The sequence below is a fragment of the Pseudomonas sp. 13B_2.1_Bac1 genome, assembly GCF_025466155.1.
Lineage (GTDB): Bacteria > Pseudomonadota > Gammaproteobacteria > Pseudomonadales > Pseudomonadaceae > Aquipseudomonas > Aquipseudomonas aylmerensis.
In genome coordinates, this window is record NZ_JANLOH010000089.1 from 312,843 (window position 1) to 328,815 (window position 15,973).

General features: G+C 62.3%; 15 protein-coding genes. 10 read left to right on the top strand and 5 right to left on the bottom strand.

Translation table 11 applies throughout. The features are described from left to right. Positions 1-39: 39 nt before the first annotated feature. The 4 genes from NTD80_RS21735 (at position 40) to NTD80_RS21750 (ending at position 4,703) form a co-directional block, all read left to right on the top strand. Positions 40-1,275: a sugar ABC transporter substrate-binding protein gene (locus tag NTD80_RS21735; protein WP_262134974.1), complete on the top strand. Its 1,236-nt coding sequence runs from the start codon at positions 40-42 to the stop codon at positions 1,273-1,275. A gap of 67 nt (positions 1,276-1,342) precedes the next feature. Then, a complete protein-coding gene (locus NTD80_RS21740; RefSeq protein ID WP_262134975.1) occupies positions 1,343-2,854 on the top strand; it encodes a sugar ABC transporter ATP-binding protein in 1,512 nt (503 codons plus the stop codon). Next, positions 2,847-3,902 (top strand): ABC transporter permease, encoded by a 1,056-nt coding sequence (locus NTD80_RS21745; protein WP_262134977.1) that lies wholly within the window; start codon positions 2,847-2,849, stop codon positions 3,900-3,902. Before NTD80_RS21740 ends, NTD80_RS21745 begins: the two co-directional genes overlap by 8 nt. Positions 3,903-4,028: 126 nt before the next feature. Beyond that, positions 4,029-4,703, top strand: coding sequence for a GntR family transcriptional regulator (locus NTD80_RS21750; protein WP_226940005.1), 675 nt, complete (start codon positions 4,029-4,031; stop codon positions 4,701-4,703). Here the strand turns inward: NTD80_RS21750 and NTD80_RS21755 are convergent. Then, positions 4,700-5,686 (bottom strand): zinc-binding dehydrogenase, encoded by a 987-nt coding sequence (locus tag NTD80_RS21755; RefSeq protein ID WP_262135071.1) that lies wholly within the window; start codon positions 5,684-5,686, stop codon positions 4,700-4,702. The genes NTD80_RS21750 and NTD80_RS21755 overlap by 4 nt on opposite strands. A gap of 198 nt (positions 5,687-5,884) precedes the next feature. Beyond that, a complete protein-coding gene (locus NTD80_RS21760; RefSeq protein ID WP_410017424.1) occupies positions 5,885-8,110 on the bottom strand; it encodes an ATP-binding protein in 2,226 nt (741 codons plus the stop codon). Between the two features lie 304 nt (positions 8,111-8,414). Here NTD80_RS21760 and pstS point away from each other — a divergent pair, with 304 nt between their 5' ends. The 6 genes from pstS (at position 8,415) to NTD80_RS21790 (ending at position 13,552) form a co-directional block, all read left to right on the top strand. After that, the gene (pstS, locus tag NTD80_RS21765; protein ID WP_065905629.1) at positions 8,415-9,443 is read left to right on the top strand and encodes a phosphate ABC transporter substrate-binding protein PstS; all 1,029 of its coding nucleotides are present in this window, start codon (positions 8,415-8,417) and stop codon (positions 9,441-9,443) included. Positions 9,444-9,517: 74 nt separating this feature from the next. Beyond that, positions 9,518-10,483, top strand: a complete 966-nt coding sequence (pstC, locus tag NTD80_RS21770) for a phosphate ABC transporter permease subunit PstC (protein ID WP_065905630.1) — start codon at positions 9,518-9,520, stop codon at positions 10,481-10,483. Beyond that, positions 10,483-11,397 carry a phosphate ABC transporter permease PstA gene (gene pstA, locus NTD80_RS21775; protein WP_106804463.1) on the top strand — a complete coding sequence of 305 codons (915 nt, stop codon included), beginning with the start codon at positions 10,483-10,485 and terminating at the stop codon, positions 11,395-11,397. Before pstC ends, pstA begins: the two co-directional genes overlap by 1 nt. Positions 11,398-11,473: 76 nt before the next feature. After that, positions 11,474-12,235, top strand: a complete 762-nt coding sequence (gene pstB / locus NTD80_RS21780) for a phosphate ABC transporter ATP-binding protein PstB (protein WP_065905635.1) — start codon at positions 11,474-11,476, stop codon at positions 12,233-12,235. Positions 12,236-12,266: 31 nt separating this feature from the next. Further along, on the top strand, positions 12,267-12,965 hold the full coding sequence (locus tag NTD80_RS21785; RefSeq protein WP_262134981.1) for a hypothetical protein: 699 nt from the start codon (positions 12,267-12,269) through the stop codon (positions 12,963-12,965). Then, positions 12,965-13,552: a hypothetical protein gene (locus NTD80_RS21790; protein WP_213552307.1), complete on the top strand. Its 588-nt coding sequence runs from the start codon at positions 12,965-12,967 to the stop codon at positions 13,550-13,552. The genes NTD80_RS21785 and NTD80_RS21790 overlap by 1 nt, the downstream gene beginning before the upstream one ends. Positions 13,553-13,634: 82 nt before the next feature. On the opposite strand, the gene NTD80_RS21795 is transcribed toward NTD80_RS21790, so the two are convergent. From NTD80_RS21795 to NTD80_RS21805, 3 genes are all read right to left on the bottom strand, one after another. Then, positions 13,635-13,997, bottom strand: a complete 363-nt coding sequence (locus NTD80_RS21795; protein WP_213552309.1) for a BrnA antitoxin family protein — start codon at positions 13,995-13,997, stop codon at positions 13,635-13,637. Between the two features lie 3 nt (positions 13,998-14,000). After that, positions 14,001-14,282, bottom strand: coding sequence for a BrnT family toxin (locus NTD80_RS21800; RefSeq protein WP_262134982.1), 282 nt, complete (start codon positions 14,280-14,282; stop codon positions 14,001-14,003). A 336-nt stretch (positions 14,283-14,618) separates the two neighbouring features. After that, entirely contained in the window at positions 14,619-15,959 is a 1,341-nt protein-coding gene (locus NTD80_RS21805) for a c-type cytochrome (protein WP_262134983.1), read from the bottom strand. Between the last annotated feature and the right edge of the window lie 14 nt (positions 15,960-15,973).

Below are 15,973 nucleotides of genomic sequence, written 5' to 3' on the forward strand. Positions count from 1 at the left end.
CCGGCATCACCGATCCCATCAGCGCACTGGAGAACAATAATGATGAAGAAGCGTTTGATCACCACCTTCGCCCTGGCGGCCCTAATCGGCGGCCAGGCCTGGGCCGCCGGCAAGCATGAAATCTACAGCTTGATGCCCAATACCGCGCTGTCGGGCGTGATTGACCCCGACATGCCGGATCGCACGGCGATCAACAAGGCATTGCCGTTGAAAAAGAAAGGCGAGCGCCTGCGTATCGGCTGGACCGAGATCACCCTGGGCAATCCCTGGTTCGTGTCGATGCTCGACGACGCGAAAACCATCGCGAAAAAGTACAACTACGATATCGAGCTGCAAGTGGCGGACAGTGACGTCGCCAAACAAAGCGCCCAGGTCGACAACTTCATTACCCTGGGCGTCGACCTGATCGTGATCGATCCCACCGACGTGCTCGGCTCGGTGTCGGATGTGGAACGCGCCGTGGCAGCCGGGATTCCGGTGATTACCGTGGGCACTGCGCCAGACGCCCGGGCTCCGGTGATCACCACCAGCACCGGCAACCCCTACGGCAGTGGTTTCGAGGCGGGCCGCTATGTGATCGCCAAGACCGACCCGGCCAAGGTGATCAACGCCGCCATGGTCATCGGCGTGATGGGCAACTCCACCTCCGAAAGCCGGCTCAACGGCATGATCTCCGGGATTGTCTACGCGCGTTCCGAGGAGCGAAAGCTGGGCTTGTCCAAGGAGGACGCGATGCTCAAGGGCTTCAAGTTGTTCCAGCAGATCAAAGCCAAAGGCAGTTTCAGTTGGCCGGAAGGTGGCTTCAACGTGTTGGCCTGGGGCCGGGGTGACTGGACCGAAGAGGGCGGGCTTGCGGCCACCGAAGACATCCTGGCGTCGCAGGGTGACAAGCTGAACCTGGTGCTGGCGGAAAACGACTTCATTGCCATCGGTGCAATCAACGCCCTGGAAAACGCCGGCAAGAAGGACCAGGTGACGGTCGCCTCCGGCGCGGGCAACTTCCGTGTGGCGCTGGACTTGATCAAGCAGGGCAAGTTGCTGGTGAGTGCCACCAACAGCGGATCTGAAACCGGCGTGGCCGCGATTGAGCTGATTCACCAGATCCTCGACAAGGGCCTGGATGCCAACAACCTGCCGCTGGCGTCGTATTTCCCGGTCACGCTGATTACCCCGGACAACGTCGACACCTATATCAAGGCTGACAGCCTGCCGCCCTCCACCGACAACGTGCCGCCGTTCCGCTCCATCGAGCAGATCAAGGCGGCCCTCAAGTAACGCCCGCCAAACAGCCCGCGCCAACGGGGGCGGGCTGTTCGGCGACAGTCAATAGAGGGTGAAGAACATGAATGCGATGCACATACCAGCCGTAGAGATGCGCGATATCTCGAAGAAATTCGGTGGCATCAGTGCACTGAGCCACGCTGGGTTTTCGGCACATGCCGGGGAAATCCATGCGTTGATGGGCGAGAACGGCGCGGGCAAGTCGACCCTGATGAAAATCCTTGCCGGGGCCTACGTACGGGATACCGGCACGGTCAGCCTGAATGGCGAACCGGTGGATATCCGCAAGCCGGGCGATGCGCTCAAGCTGGGTATCTCGATCATCTACCAGGAGTTTGCCCTGGCCCCGCACCTGTCGGTGGCGGAAAACATCTGCATCGACGACCTGGGCAAGAGCCGTGGTGTTGTGCAGTGGGCTGCGATGCGCAAAAAGGCCCGGGCGATTCTGGATGAGCTGGGTTTCAGCGATATCGACGTGCGCCAAGCGGTCGGCAGCTTGCCGGTGGCGTACCAGCAGGCCGTGGAAATCTGCAAGGCGTTGTCGCGCAATTCCTCGGTGCTGGTGTTCGATGAACCCACTGCCGTGCTGACCTCGCATGAAGCAGAAAAGCTCTTCAAGATCCTCGACGAGCTGCGCCGCAAGGGCGTGTGCATTGTGTACGTGTCGCACCGCATGGATGAGATTTTCCGCATCTGTGACCGCGCGACAGTGCTCAAGGATGGCAAGACCGTCGGCACCCTGGCCCTGGCGGATGTCACCGAGCGCGGGCTGATCGAGATGATGATCGGCCGTGAACTCAGCGACCTGTTCCCGCCGCGCAACGCGCAGATCGGCGAGGTGCTGCTGGAGGTGGATCAGCTGTGTGCCGGGCGGCTGGTGCGCAATGTGAGCTTCAACGTGCGTGCCGGTGAAGTACTGGGCTTCTGCGGCCTGGTGGGGGCAGGGCGCACGGAGACGATGCGCGCGATCTTCGGCGCCGACCGCAAGACCTCCGGGACCCTGCGCTTGAATGGGCGCGAACTGCACAACCGCACGCCGCGCGAAGCCATCGCCAATGGCATTGGCCTGCTGCCCGAGGACCGCAAGCAGCAGGGCGTGCTGCTGGAAATGTCGATCCGCGTCAATGGCGCGCTGCGCCCCGCCAGCCCCTATACCGGACGCATGGGCTGGATCGCCAGCGGCAGGGAGACCCAGGGCATCGAGGCCCTGCGCAAGCAACTGTCGGTGAAGACGCGTTCCATCGAGCAACGGGTCGGTGACCTGTCGGGTGGCAACCAGCAGAAAGTCGCGCTGATGAAGTGGGTCGATGCGGGTTGCCGCGTGTTGATTCTCGATGAGCCGACACGCGGCGTGGATGTGGGTGCGAAAACCGAGATCTACCGGGTGATCAATGCCCTTGCCGAGCAAGGGGTGGCAATCATCATGGTGTCTTCGGAAATGATCGAAGTGATCGGTATGTGTGACCGCGTCCTGGTCATGCGCGAAGGTGCGATCGCCGGTGAGCTGGTGGGTGAGCGCATCAAAGAACAACAGATGATTTGCCTGGCGATGGGAGTCGAGCACCATGAATAACCCTGATTACAAACTGGCTGCGGCCGAACCGCTGCAACACGACAGCCACGCCGATGCCGGGCGTGCGCACCGGCGCTCACTGCAACGCCTGTTTCTTGAGCACAACTCGCTGGTGATGCTGGTACTGCTGGCGATTGTCGCCAGCGTCTTGTCCGCGGATTTTTTCACCTATCAGAACCTCGGCAACCTGTTGCGCCAATTGACGCCGCTGTTGCTGGTGAGCATCGGCATGTTGATCGTGATTCTGACGGCGGGGATCGATTTGTCCGTGGCGTCGGTGGCTGCCGTGGGCGGGATCGTGGTGGCCATGACCCTGAACGTGATGCCGGTCGAAGGGGGACTTGGCCTGCTGCTGGCGGTGACGGTCGCGGTCGCATCAGGCGTCCTGATGGGCTTGGTGACAGGCACGTTTATCGCCTACTTCCGCATGGCACCCTTTATCGCCACGCTGGCGATGATGACGGTAGGGCGCGGCCTGGCCTTTATTTTGTCGAACGGCCAGCCGCAACGGCTGGATGACAAGTTGACCAGTGCCCAGTGGTTGCGCGATTTCGGGCGCCTGGCCGATGGCGTGCTGGGCATTCCCTGGCCCGTGTGGTTGGCGATCCTGGTGACGGTCGTCTTTGCGCTGATCCTGCGTTACAACACCTACGGACGACTGACGATTGCCAGCGGCAGCAACGAAACTGCCGTGCGCCTGGCCGGGATTGCGGTGGAACGCTACAAGTTGGCGGCCTATGGCATCTGTGGTGGGCTGGCGGCATTGGCCGGGGTGGTGATTGCGTCGCGCTCGGGTGTTGCGGCACCCAGCGCGGGCATGGCGCTGGAGCTCGATGCAATTGCGGCGTGCGTCATCGGCGGCGCGCTGCTGAGCGGCGGCAAAGGCACGATTTTCTACACCGTGGTCGGCGTGCTGGTGCTGGGGCTGATCGGCAATATCATGAATCTGCTGAGTGTGCCGGCCTACCCACAGCAGATTATCAAGGGGGCGATTATCGTGATTGCCGTGCTGTTGCAGGGCGTAGGACGGCGCGACGCACGGATTTGAAGGACGCGCCTGCCGGAGTGGCAGGGGTAAAATGATGATGTATGATGCGTGATCTGCGCCCCTGCCGCAGGCGTCGAGGCCTGCCGGGCGCACGTCATCGACCATGGAGATCGAGTAACAGTGACCGTGCATAAGCCCATTGATAAAGGCAACTTGAGTGAGCGGGTGTATTCCATTATTCGCACGGCGTTGATGGACGGCCAATACCAGCCCGGCGATCGCCTGCGGATCAGCACCCTGGCCGAAGAGTTCGGGGTCTCGATCACGCCGGTGCGCGAGGCGATCTTCCGGCTGGTCAGCGACCATGCGCTGGACATGAAGGCCGCGACGTCCATCTACGTGCCGGAGTTGTCGGTCAGCCAGCTCAGGGAAATCCAGTTGATCCGTCATCTGCTCGAGGGTGAGGCCGCCGGTGCCGCCGCGCAGCGCATTACCGTGCCGGAACTGATCAAGCTTGAAGGTATCCAGGATGCGTTTCAGAAGGCGGTTTCGGTCGACCATCGGCAGGCGGCATTGCTCAACCGCGAGTTCCACTTTGGCCTGATCAGCGCGGCGCGCATGCCAGTGGTGTCCAAGACCCTGGAGAACATGTGGGTCATCATGGGGCCGCTGCTCAGCCGCTTCCACGCGGAAGTGCCGAAATTGGAACTGGCGAGCGCCCAGCATAAGCACTTCGAAGTGCTTGAAGGCCTGCGCACGCGCGACTCGGGCAAGGCCAAGGCCGCGCTGCAGGCCGATATCGCCTGGGGAGAGTTGATGATCGAGTGGTTGGAGAAGAAGGAAAGCCTGGCCGAGGTTTAGTCGGCGAGGCGCGCTACCCATTTGCCACTGCTGGAACCTTGCTTGAGGGCACGAAGCGCTTGCGGCAGCTCATGGAAGTCGAAGACCTGCTGTCCAGGTACCCGCAGTTTGCCGTTCAGGACCGCGTCGAGGAGCCGTTCGCCGTGTTGGCGCAAGGTCTGCCGATCACTCAGGCTGGCGTAGGCGTGAAAGCTGTTGAGCGCCACCTCGTGCAGTGAAATCGCAGTGCTGAAAGCCGGCAATGGCGCGCTTTCCTGGCGGTCCTGGATGCACACCAGGTGCCCGTTGTAGCCGAGCAGGGGCGCGAGTGTGGCTGCATGCGCACCGCTCACGGTGTCGAACACGGCGTCAAGGCGCCGTTCGCCCAGGGCTGACTGAAGTGCCTGCTGCCAGCCGGCGTCGCGGTAATCGAATACACCGACCACGCCCAATGCCTTCAGGTGGGCATGATGAGCCGTGCTCGCCGTGGCCCACACACGCCACCCACGCTGTACCGCCAACTGCGCCAACAGCAGGCCCACCGCCCCGCCCGCGCCGACCACCAACACATCGCCAGCACTGCCCGGAATCTTTTCCAGCGCCTGCCAGGCCGTCAAGCCGGGGCAGGGCAGTGAGGCCGCCCAGGCATCATCGAGGGCCGCCGGCACGGTCATCACCGTCGCCGCATCGAGTATGCAGAACTCGGCAAAACTGCCGTCGCGATCCAGCGACTGATGGTAGGCCACGCGCGTACCGGGTTTGATCGGCACTCCGGCACCGGTCGCGACCACCACGCCCATGCCATCCACGCCCGGCACATGTCCGGTTTTCCACGCCGCATGACCCCACTCGATGATCTTCCAGTCCACCGGGTTCAAGGCGATGGCACGATTGGCGATGAGCACCTCACCCGGTCCGGGCTGATCCAGGCTTTTGCGGACCAGCTGCAAACCGTCGATTCCTGCACCCGCAGTCCAGGACCAGGCAGCGAAATCTGTCTTCATCATCAGTGTTTATCCCTAAGGCGAGAGTCGCGCAGTATCACCTGGGACGCGCTGGCGATAAATGTGCCTTCTGGAACGAGTGTTGTGAGAAAGAATCAACAATCATCAAGGCGCGGGGCTGATCCTCCCGCGTGTGCAGCGGGGGGATGTGCTGCCGTCGGCCACAGTAACCAGGGGGCCGGCGACATCGCCTGACGCTCACGACTCGATCAACTCCCGCACCCGCGCCGTCAACGTGTCCAGCGCAAACGGCTTGGTCAGTATCTGCATGCCAGGCCCCAACTGCGTGTCGCCAATGATGGCGCCTTCGGCGTAGCCGGTGATGAACAGGGTTTTCAGCGCGGGCCGCACTTCGCGGCCGGCGTCGGCCATCTGGCGTCCGTTCATGCCGCCGGGCAGGCCGACGTCGGTGATGAGCAGGTCGATGTGCACGTCGGAGCGCAGGATCTTGAGCCCGGTAATGCTGTCACTCGCTTCGATCAGGCTGTAGTCGAGGCCGCCGAGTACATCCATCAACAGCGTGCGCACACTGGGTTCATCGTCGACGATCAGGATGGTCTCGCCGTACTCCGCCGGCGCGGCACTGGTACTGTCCTGCTCGGGCGTGGGCTCAATGGTCTGTCCATAATAACGTGGCAGGTAAAGGCTGATGGCGGTGCCGCGCCCGACCTCGGAGGCAATGCGCGCCTGCCCGCCGGACTGTTTGGCGAACCCATAGATCATCGACAGCCCGAGGCCCGTGCCCTGGCCGATGGGTTTGGTGGTGAAGAACGGGTCGAACGCCTTGGCCATGACATCGGGCGTCATGCCGGTACCGGTGTCGGTGACCGTCAGCGTCAGGTATTCCCCTGCGCTCAGGTCTTGGGCGCTGGCAGTGGCAGCGTCCACCCGCACATTGGCGGTCTCGATGCTGATGCGCCCGCCATCGGGCATGGCGTCGCGGGCGTTGATGCACAGGTTGAGCAGGGCGTTTTCCAGCTGGCTGGCATCCACCAGCGTCGGCCATACGCCACTGGCGCCGAGGGTTTCCACGCTGATGCTGGGACCCACGGTGCGCTGGATCAGCTCGCCCATGTCGTCCATCAGCAGGTTCACATCGGTGGGCCGTGGGTCCAGGGTCTGGCGGCGCGAGAAGGCGAGCAGACGGTGGGTCAGCGCCGCCGCGCGCTTGGCCGCACCCTGGGCGGTGGTGATGTACTTGTCGACTTCCGCCCAGCGACCCTGCGCGATGCGCAGCACCGTCAGTTCAAGCGCGCCGGAGATCCCCGCCAGCAAGTTGTTGAAGTCATGGGCGAGGCCGCCGGTCAGTTGGCCCACGGCTTCCATTTTCTGCGACTGGCGCAGTTTTTCCTCGGCCTGGATCAGCTCGACGGTGCGCTCGGCCACGCGTTGCTCAAGGGTTTCGTTGAGGGCGCGCAGTGCGGCAGTCGCGCGGTCGCGCTCGGCCTCCACGGAGCGCCGGCCCTCGACGTCGATGACCACGCCCGGCAAGGTCAAGGGCGTGCCATCTTCGGCAAGTTCGACCCGGCCGTTGGCCTCGATCCAATAGTATTTGCCGTCGGCGCGAAGCACGCGGTACTGGTGCGCGTAGGCGCCGCCACGGGCAATCGCGGCATTGATGGCGGTGGTCAGCCCGTCGCGGTCTTCCGGGTGCACCGAGGTGATCACCTGCGCCAGGCTCAGGCCTTCATGGCCCAGGGCCGGGTCCACGCCAAAGGCGCGGGCAAACGCGTCGTCGATGGTGAAGCGGTCGCTGGGCAGGTCCCAATGCCAGGTGCCGATGATCGCACCGGCGGCCAGCGCCAGTTGCACGCGCTCGACGTTTTGCCGTGCCACTGCTTCGCTGATGCGCAGGCGCTCCTGCGCGTTGCGCCGCTCGGTGACGTCACTGAAGATAATCGCGATCTGCCGGTCGGCCGGGTCGCCGACACGCACCGCGCGCACGTCGAACCAGCGCTTGAACGCTTCAGCGTAGCTTTCGAAAGTGGCTGGCTCGCCGGTCTTGGCCACGTGCCCGTAGGTCTCGAACCAGAAACTTTCCAGGTCGGGGGCGAACTCGGTTACCCACTTGCCGCGCAGGTCGACCCCGGCCTGGCGCTCGAACGCCGGGTTGGCCTCGACAAACCGGTAGTCGATCGGCCGATCATCGGCATCGAACTTGACCTTGACGATGGCAAACGCCGACTCGACCGTCTCCAGGATGGTGCGAAATCGCTCTTCGCTCTGGCGCAATGCGACGTGCGCGGAGCGCATGTTCGACATGTCGAGCAGCGCCTGGCGATAGCGTGCCTGGGTGTCTTCGAAGGAATACGGCGGTACATCTTCGCTACGCGCGCCCGACATGGGGTCGACGCCCGCCTCTGTCAGCAGGGCACGCAGGCGCAGGACTTGCGCCTCCAGCTCTTCACGAGTCAGGTCTTTCACTGCTGTTTCCATCGATGTGTGAGAGGGAGCAACCAAGCCGCTAAGACCCGCGCGCCCGCCAGAGGGTTCAATCAGGGGGAGAGGGGGCTTTGCGAGAAGTAAAGCCGGCTTTTCGGGGGCTGGCTACTTTTTCAGCGCGACGCGCGAAGCGTCCTAGTCGCATTTTGTTACGAACCAATGACCGCTAAAGGTCACATTGAGACGGTAAATGGGGACAAGCGCGTGGTTTGCCATTCAACTTTCATAAAAACGTAACAACTCTGCTGCACAGTTCGGGAGCCCGTAATTACAAGGATTCTCCTGAATGAAACGTCTGATGAAGTCTGCTGCACTCGCCGTTGCGGTTTCGCTGGGGGCCACCTCGGTATTTGCTGCCGAGAACGTCCGTCTGACCGGTTCAGGCGCCAGCTTCCCTGCACCGATCTACCTCACCTGGTTCAAGGATTTCAGCAAGAAAAGCGCGGGTGTCACCGTGGATTATCAATCCAAGGGCAGCGGCGCAGGTGTGCAGGACTTCCTGAATAAAACCGTCGATTTCGCCGCCAGTGACTCGGCGATGAAAGACGAAGACATCGCCAAGGTCGCCGAAGGCGTGCAGTTGCTGCCGATGACGGCGGGCGAAATCGTGCTGGCCTACAACCTGCCGGGCAACCCCAAGGGCCTGAAGCTGCCACGCGAGGTTTATTCCAACATCTTCCTGGGCAAGATCACCAAGTGGAACGACCCACAGATCGTCGCCGCCAACCCGGACCTGAAACTCACCGACACGCCAATCACCGTGGTCGTGCGTGCTGATTCCAGCGGTACCACCGCCGTCTTCACCAAGCACTTGGCGGCGATCAACCCGCAGTTCCAGAAGGACCTGGGTGAAGGCAACACCGTCAACTGGCCAGCCAGCGACAAATTCATCAAGTCGCCGAAGAACGATGGTGTGACCGCCACTGTACGCCAGACCCCGGGCGCCATCGGCTACATCGAGTACGGCTTCGCCAAACTGGCCAAGGTTGACTTCGCCCAGTTGCAGAACAAGGCCGGCCATTACGTCGTGCCAAACGCCGAAAGCGGTGCCGAGGCCCTGGCCGCGGTGAAAATGCCGGAAAGCCTGGTGGCCTGGCTGCCGGACCCGGACGGCGCCAAGTCCTACCCGATCACTTCCTACACCTGGATGATCTTCCGCAAGGACAACGGCAACCCGGCCAAGGCCAAGGCCATGCGTGAAATGGTCGAGTACAGCCTGACCGAAGGGCAGAAGATCGCTGATTCGATGGGCTACATCCCGCTGCCGCAATCGGTTGTCGATCAGGTTCGCAAGGCTTCCGCCAACATCCAGTAACACCCGTGTGGTCTCTCTCGGTGTGTGCGTCGAGCCGCGCCGAGGGAGTTTCCCCCCTGTTCCGGAATTAGCCAATGAACACACCTTTTGTCGTACCGGTTAACCCGGATTCTGCCTGCCAGCCGCCTTCCACGAAGGATTTCCTGGTTGACCGCACCTTCCGTGCCCTTGCGCGAATTGGGGTGGTGCTGATTCTGGCGTTGGTCTTCGCCTTGGTATTCGAGGTGGGACGCAAGGCCCTTCCGGGCATGGAAAAGCACGGTTTCGATGTGCTTTTCGGCAGTGTCTGGGACGTTAACCAAGGCAAGTACGGCATTCTGCCGGCCATTTGGGGCACGCTGTACAGCGCCCTGATTGCTTTGCTGATCGCCGGTTTCTTCGGTGTCAGCATGGCCATTTTCCTGACCCAGGATTTCCTGCCGGCGAAGCTGGCAGCGGTGTTTCGCACCATTGTCGAGCTGCTCGCGGCCATCCCCAGCGTGGTCTATGGCCTGTGGGGGATCTACGTGGTGATCCCGGCGATTCGGCCACTCACCGCCTGGCTGAACAGCGAACTGGGCTGGATTCCTTTTTTCGGCACGTCCCTGAGCGGGCCCGGGTTGCTTCCCGCCGCGCTGGTACTGGCCATCATGATTCTGCCGACGATTGCGGCAGTGTCGCAGGACGCGCTCACTGGCGTGCCGATGAAAACCAAGCAGGCCGCCTACGGCATGGGCACCACCCACTGGGAAGCGATTCTCAAGGTGATGGTGCCTTCGGCGGCGACTGGCATTTTCGGCTCGCTGGTCCTCGGCCTGGGTCGCGCGCTGGGTGAAACCATGGCGCTGGCGATGCTGGTGGGCAATGCGAACAACATTTCGCTCTCGCTGTTTGCGCCGGCCAACACCCTGGCCGCGCTGTTGGCGCTGAACTTCCCCGAAGCCGGTCCCAACGAAATCGAGGTGTTGATGTACGCCGCGCTGGTGCTGATGTTCATCACGCTGCTGGTGAACATCCTCGGCTCCATGATCATGCTCTACGCCCAGCGGGGGAACAAATAATGACTGACCTCACTTCGCCTGCCAGCAGCTTGACCTCGCCAGCCGGCGCCATGCCCAGCCTGCAGCGCAAGTTCGAAGGGCGCGCCCTGCGCAGCCTGGTGCTGACCACGTTGGTGTGGACGGGTGCGCTGATCGCCAGCGTGCCGCTGATTTCCGTGCTGTACATGCTGATCACGCGCGGCGGGGCCCGGCTGAGCCTGGAAGTGTTCACCGAATTGCCGCCTACCGGTTTCGAGACTGGCGGCGGCTTCGGCAACGCCATGGCCGGCACCTTTGTGATGGTCGGCATTGCCGCCGCCATTGCCGTGCCGGTCGGCATCATGGCCGCCGTCTTCCTCGCTGAACTGGGGCCCGACAGCAAGCTGGCAAACGCCGCGCGCTTTGCCGCCAAGATGCTCACCGGGCTGCCGTCCATTCTGGCCGGCGTGTTCGCCTACGCCCTGGTGGTGATGACCACCGGCACCTACTCGGCACCGGCCGGCGGCGTTGCCCTGGCGGTGTTGATGCTGCCGATCGTCGTGCTGACGGCTGAAGAGTCGATGCGCATGGTGCCCAAGATCATGAAGGACGCCGCCTACGGCATGGGCTGCACGCGTTCGCAGGTCATCTGGAAAATCATCTTGCCGACCGGCATGCCGGCGATTCTCACCGGCGTGATGCTGGCCGTGGCACGTGCTGCGGGCGAAACCGCGCCATTGCTGTTTACCGCGTTGTTCAGCAACTACTGGATCTACCACGACGGCAGCCTCGCGGTGATGAACCCGACGGCATCGCTGGCCGTACTGATTTACAACTTCTCCGGCATGCCCTTCGACAATCAGCTCGAACTCGCATGGGCGGCTTCGCTGGTGTTGGTGATGATCGTGCTGGTCGTGAACATTGTCAGCCGCATTTTCGGCAAGCCCAAGTACTGAACAAGGGAGCATCTGAATTTTGAACGTATCAACTGCGCAAATAGCCGCTCCGTTTACCACCCAGGCGCCTGTGGTCATGGACTGCAAGCTCGACAAGATTTTCTACGGCAACTTCATGGCCGTGCGCGACAGCCACGTACCCATCGAGAAAAACAAGATCACCGGCTTCATCGGGCCTTCCGGTTGCGGCAAGAGTACCGTGCTGCGCAGCCTCAATCGGATGAATGACCTGGTCAAAGGTTTCCGCTTCGAGGGGCACGTGCATTTCCTCGGGCAGGACGTGTATGGCAAAGGCGTGGACCCGGTGGTCGTGCGCCGCTATATCGGCATGGTGTTTCAGCAGCCGAACCCGTTTTCGATGAGCATCTTCGACAACGTCGCGTTTGGCCTGCGCCTCAACCGCTACAAGGGCGACCTCGGCGATCGCGTCAAGCATGCGCTGCAGGGCGCCGCGCTGTGGGATGAGGTCAAGGACAAGCTCAAGGTCAGTGGCCTGTCGCTTTCCGGCGGCCAGCAGCAACGGCTGTGTATCGCCCGCGCCATCGCCACCGAGCCGGAAGTGCTGTTGCTCGACGAGCCGTGTTCGGCGCTCGACCCGATCGCCACGCGCCGGGTTGAAGAGTTGATGGTCGAGTTGAAAAAGGACTACACCATCGCGCTGGTGACCCACAACATGCAGCAGGCCATCCGTGTGGCTGACACCACTGCGTTCTTCTCGGTGGATATTTCCCAGGGCACGCGTACTGGCTACCTGGTAGAGATGGGCCCGACCACCCAGATTTTCGGCAGCCCCCGCGAGAAAATGACCGAGGACTACATCAGCGGCAAGTTCAGCTGATCGACCTTTCCACCGTTTGCCAGGATTGCCAATGTCTGCAACACGTCGTCTTGATTTGCCCGCGATCGAACGCGCTCTGCGTAAAGTACAGAGCCGCTTTGCCGAGCTCAGTCGCCACTTTACCGAGCCGCGCGATCCGTTCACGGACGAGGTGCTGGAAAATGTGCTGGAAGGCTATGCCCTGATTGATGACTATGTCGCTCGCGGCGTCGACCTGTTTGACCTGCAGCAACTCAACCTGATGCTGGAGATCAATGCCACCGTGCTCTGCGGCAAGGACCCGGTGCGCCGGCTGGAGTACGCCCAGCACCTGGTGGCGACCGAGCAGCACTTTTTCAACAATGTCGAGGGTGGCATCAAGGACTTGTACAACTGGTATTGCGCGTACCGCAGCGAGTCGGTCTGGAAGCGCGCAGCCGGTGTCTACGTGCGCATTCTCAGCAAGCCGCAATTGTTCATCGAGGGCAATAACCGCAGTGGCTCGCTGATTGTCAGCTACCTGCTGATGCGCGCGGGACTGCCGCCGTTCGTGCTCACGCTGGAAAACGCCGAGGGCTATTTCAACCCGTCCTCGGTCATCCGTAACTCCGCCAAGCATGGCGTCAAGGCCCTGTACGAATTGCCCAAGATCAAGAAAAAATACGCGGCATTCCTGGAAGATCAGGCCCCGGATCCCAGGGAGTTCTTCCTGGGCGACACACCCGTGCCTGCTGCTCGGGGAGGCCTGTGATGGGGGGGTATCCAGTGCTCGACAGCGTTCGGCGTCTGTTCAATCGCCCGCGTATCCGCATTTCGTTCGACATCGACGACACGCTGGCCTGCCAGCTTCACCACAGTGCGGTCGAACACAGCCGGCTGCCGGCGTGTGTCCACCGTTGGCTGGGCGAACCGCTGCGCGTGGGGACTCGCTCACTGACCCGTGAACTGCGCCGCCAGGGCTGCAGCATCTGGGTCTATACCTCGTCCGGGCGGACCCCGTCCTACATCCGGCGTTGGCTGTTGCTGTACGGCATCCGTGTCGACGGCGTGGTCAACAGCGTGCTGCACAACCGTGCGCTCAGCGTGCGCGGGCTGTCGAACGCGCCCTCCAAATTTCCACCGGCCTTTGACATCGACCTGCATGTCGACGATTCCGAAGGCGTGCGCAGTGAAGGCCATGACCACGGCTTTCGCGTGGTAGTGGTCGACCCGCAGGACGAGCAGTGGGCACAGCGCGTGCTCGACGCGGTCGCGCACGTCCAGGCGCAACTGGCCCGCCAGCAACCGCTCAGCTTTGCGCCGCCGGCACGACGGCGTCCGCAGGTGTTTTCGTCCTGAAGCCCATCCCCTCTAACGTGGGCTGGCCTCGCCGTCAGCCAGCGACCGGTGCCTGACACAAGCCTAGGCAGGGTGAATCAACTTACAGCGTTGCTTTGGATTTGGCCGATCTGGAGGTGCCCAGCACCCGATTCAATTCTCCGGCGACCGCGATGAGTTGTTGTTCCAGGGCTTCAACCTCAGACAGGCTGATACCGCTATTGAGGACTTGCAGGGGTTTGGCCCGCTTCTTCGGGGCAGGCGCCAGGTTGTGTGCTTCCTGTGAAACCAACGCCTGGCGCAACAGGTTGTTGATTACGGTTTGATAGCCCGTGCCGGCGCTTTGCGCACGCTCACGGGCAGCGTCGATCACTGCATCGTCAAGCATTATGGTGATGCGGGTCTTGCCCTTGTTGCTGGCGACAGCACCGCGCTTACCGTTGGTGAAATCGTATTCGTCTTTCATGGTTCAAGCCTCCAGGTACTGGCGCCGTTCATTTCTTGAGGCAAGCCTGGCGCTGATAATGCGCACGAAATGTGGGTCGCGGTAGGTATAAGCAACTACCAAAATGCGTCCTTTCGCGTCAGTGCCGATGGTCACCCAGCGTTCTTCGTCATGATCGTGGTCTTGTATCGTCAGGGCCGCTCCGTCGTAGAACACGGGTTCTGCGTCGGCCAGGCTGATGCCTTTGTGTTTTTGCTGATTGGCGATATTTTTCGCTTCATCAAATTGAATCCTGAACGTTCTCATTATGCATACTTTATATGTATAAAAAAGCCAAGGGAGAAACCGTCAGTCAGGAAGATGGTCAGCCATTGATAACCGCAATGGTTACCATGTTCTGCGCGGTGAGGTGGGGCTCGATCTTGCCGAGGTTGCCCGCCTGTTTCTGTGCGCAATGGCGAGTACGTTGCGTAAAAGGATTCTGATTTGTGTGTCAGACGAGGCGAACGGGAGCAGGCGAACGCAAGGAAGTGTCAACGTGCGCTGAGCCCGTTCAAGACAGCTACTGTTCACCTGGCGATTGGGTTCCTGGCGCGCTCACTTCGGTGACCACGCCAGGGAGGGGGGAGGGGGGCCGTCTTTTCAGCGCATTTGCAAAATTATCGGACTGGCACTGGCCGGATCGGTATGCCCGCGCAGTTTGCCGACGGCCTTGGCGTCGACTGCGTCAGCGTGGTTGCCCCACGTGCTGCGCACATACGTCAGCACCTCAGCGATTTGTGTATCGGACAATTGCTCACGGAAGGCCGGCATGCGGTAGGCATCCGGTACGCCGGCGGCGACGATGCGTTGCGAGCCGTTGAGGGTGATGTTGATCGCCGAGGCATTTTCCTTGGCGAGGGCGGAGGTGGCGCCGGCCAACGGCGGCATCCACTCGGGCTGGCCTTTGCCGTCCGAGCCATGACAGGCGGCGCAGCGGGTCGCGTAGATGTGGGCGCCGGGAATGTCCTGGCGGGTATCGGCAGCCACGTATTGCCACGGGGGGCCGTCGCGCTGCGGGTCGCCGGGCAGTGACTTGAGATACCGGGCGATGGCGGCCAGGTCGTCGTCTGCCATGAACTGCGTGGAGTTGTTGAAGGCTTCGGTCATCGAGCCGTAGACCACCGCATGCTGATTGCGCCCGGTCTTGAGGAATTGCACGATGTGCGCCTCGCTCCAGCGGCCCAGGCCGGTGTTGTGATCCTGGCGCAGGCTCGGGGCGTACCAGCCATCGAGCAGGCCACCGGCGAGGTACGGCGCGCCGGACTCGTCCAGGGCCTTCTCGTTGAAAGCCAGGCCGCGTGGCGTGTGGCAACTGCCGCAATGGCCCGGGCCCTGGACGATGTAGGCGCCACGGTTCCACACCGCATCTTGATTGGGCTTGGCCGCATAAGGCGCGGTGGGAGCGAACACGCCATTCCACAACGCGATGGGCCAGCGCAGGTTGAGCGGCCAGGGGATGTCGCTGGGGATATTCGCCTGTTTGTCCGGTTGCACGCCGTGCATGAAAAACGCATACAGCGCGCGGATGTCATCGTCACTGAGCTTGGCATACGAAGGGTAGGGCATGGCCGGGTACAGGCGCTTGCCACCCGGCGCCACGCCGTGGCGCACCGCGCGGTCGAAGTCGGCCAGGCTGTAGGTGCCGATGCCGGCGTCACGGTCAGGCGTGATGTTGGTGGCGTGGATGTTGCCCAGCGGCGTGGCCATTTCCAGGCCGCCGGAGAAAGGCGCCTTGCCCGCCAGGCTGTGGCAGGCCACGCAGTCGCTGAGGCGCGCGACGTACTCGCCGCGGCTGACCAGCGCAGGGTCGGCGCTGGCGGTCGACTCCTGTGCGAAGGGCGTCGCGGGCTGGCGGGTGACGTACCAGGCCAGCACGCCGGCTGCGACCAGGCAGGCCAGCAACAGCCAGCCTGCGGTTCTTGCGAAGCGAGGGTTGTTCATGCGCGGTCCTTGTC

Coding starts and splice junctions, on each gene's coding strand:
- NTD80_RS21800 (WP_262134982.1), bottom strand. CDS start 14,282: ATGAGAACGTTCAGGATTCAATTTGATGAAGCGAAAAATATCGCCAAT.
- NTD80_RS21755 (WP_262135071.1), bottom strand. CDS start 5,686: ATGAAGACAGATTTCGCTGCCTGGTCCTGGACTGCGGGTGCAGGAATC.
- pstC (WP_065905630.1), top strand. CDS start 9,518: ATGAACACACCTTTTGTCGTACCGGTTAACCCGGATTCTGCCTGCCAG.
- NTD80_RS21745 (WP_262134977.1), top strand. CDS start 2,847: ATGAATAACCCTGATTACAAACTGGCTGCGGCCGAACCGCTGCAACAC.
- NTD80_RS21795 (WP_213552309.1), bottom strand. CDS start 13,997: ATGAAAGACGAATACGATTTCACCAACGGTAAGCGCGGTGCTGTCGCC.
- pstS (WP_065905629.1), top strand. CDS start 8,415: ATGAAACGTCTGATGAAGTCTGCTGCACTCGCCGTTGCGGTTTCGCTG.
- NTD80_RS21790 (WP_213552307.1), top strand. CDS start 12,965: ATGGGGGGGTATCCAGTGCTCGACAGCGTTCGGCGTCTGTTCAATCGC.
- pstB (WP_065905635.1), top strand. CDS start 11,474: ATGGACTGCAAGCTCGACAAGATTTTCTACGGCAACTTCATGGCCGTG.
- NTD80_RS21805 (WP_262134983.1), bottom strand. CDS start 15,959: ATGAACAACCCTCGCTTCGCAAGAACCGCAGGCTGGCTGTTGCTGGCC.
- NTD80_RS21740 (WP_262134975.1), top strand. CDS start 1,343: ATGAATGCGATGCACATACCAGCCGTAGAGATGCGCGATATCTCGAAG.
- pstA (WP_106804463.1), top strand. CDS start 10,483: ATGACTGACCTCACTTCGCCTGCCAGCAGCTTGACCTCGCCAGCCGGC.
- NTD80_RS21735 (WP_262134974.1), top strand. CDS start 40: ATGATGAAGAAGCGTTTGATCACCACCTTCGCCCTGGCGGCCCTAATC.
- NTD80_RS21785 (WP_262134981.1), top strand. CDS start 12,267: ATGTCTGCAACACGTCGTCTTGATTTGCCCGCGATCGAACGCGCTCTG.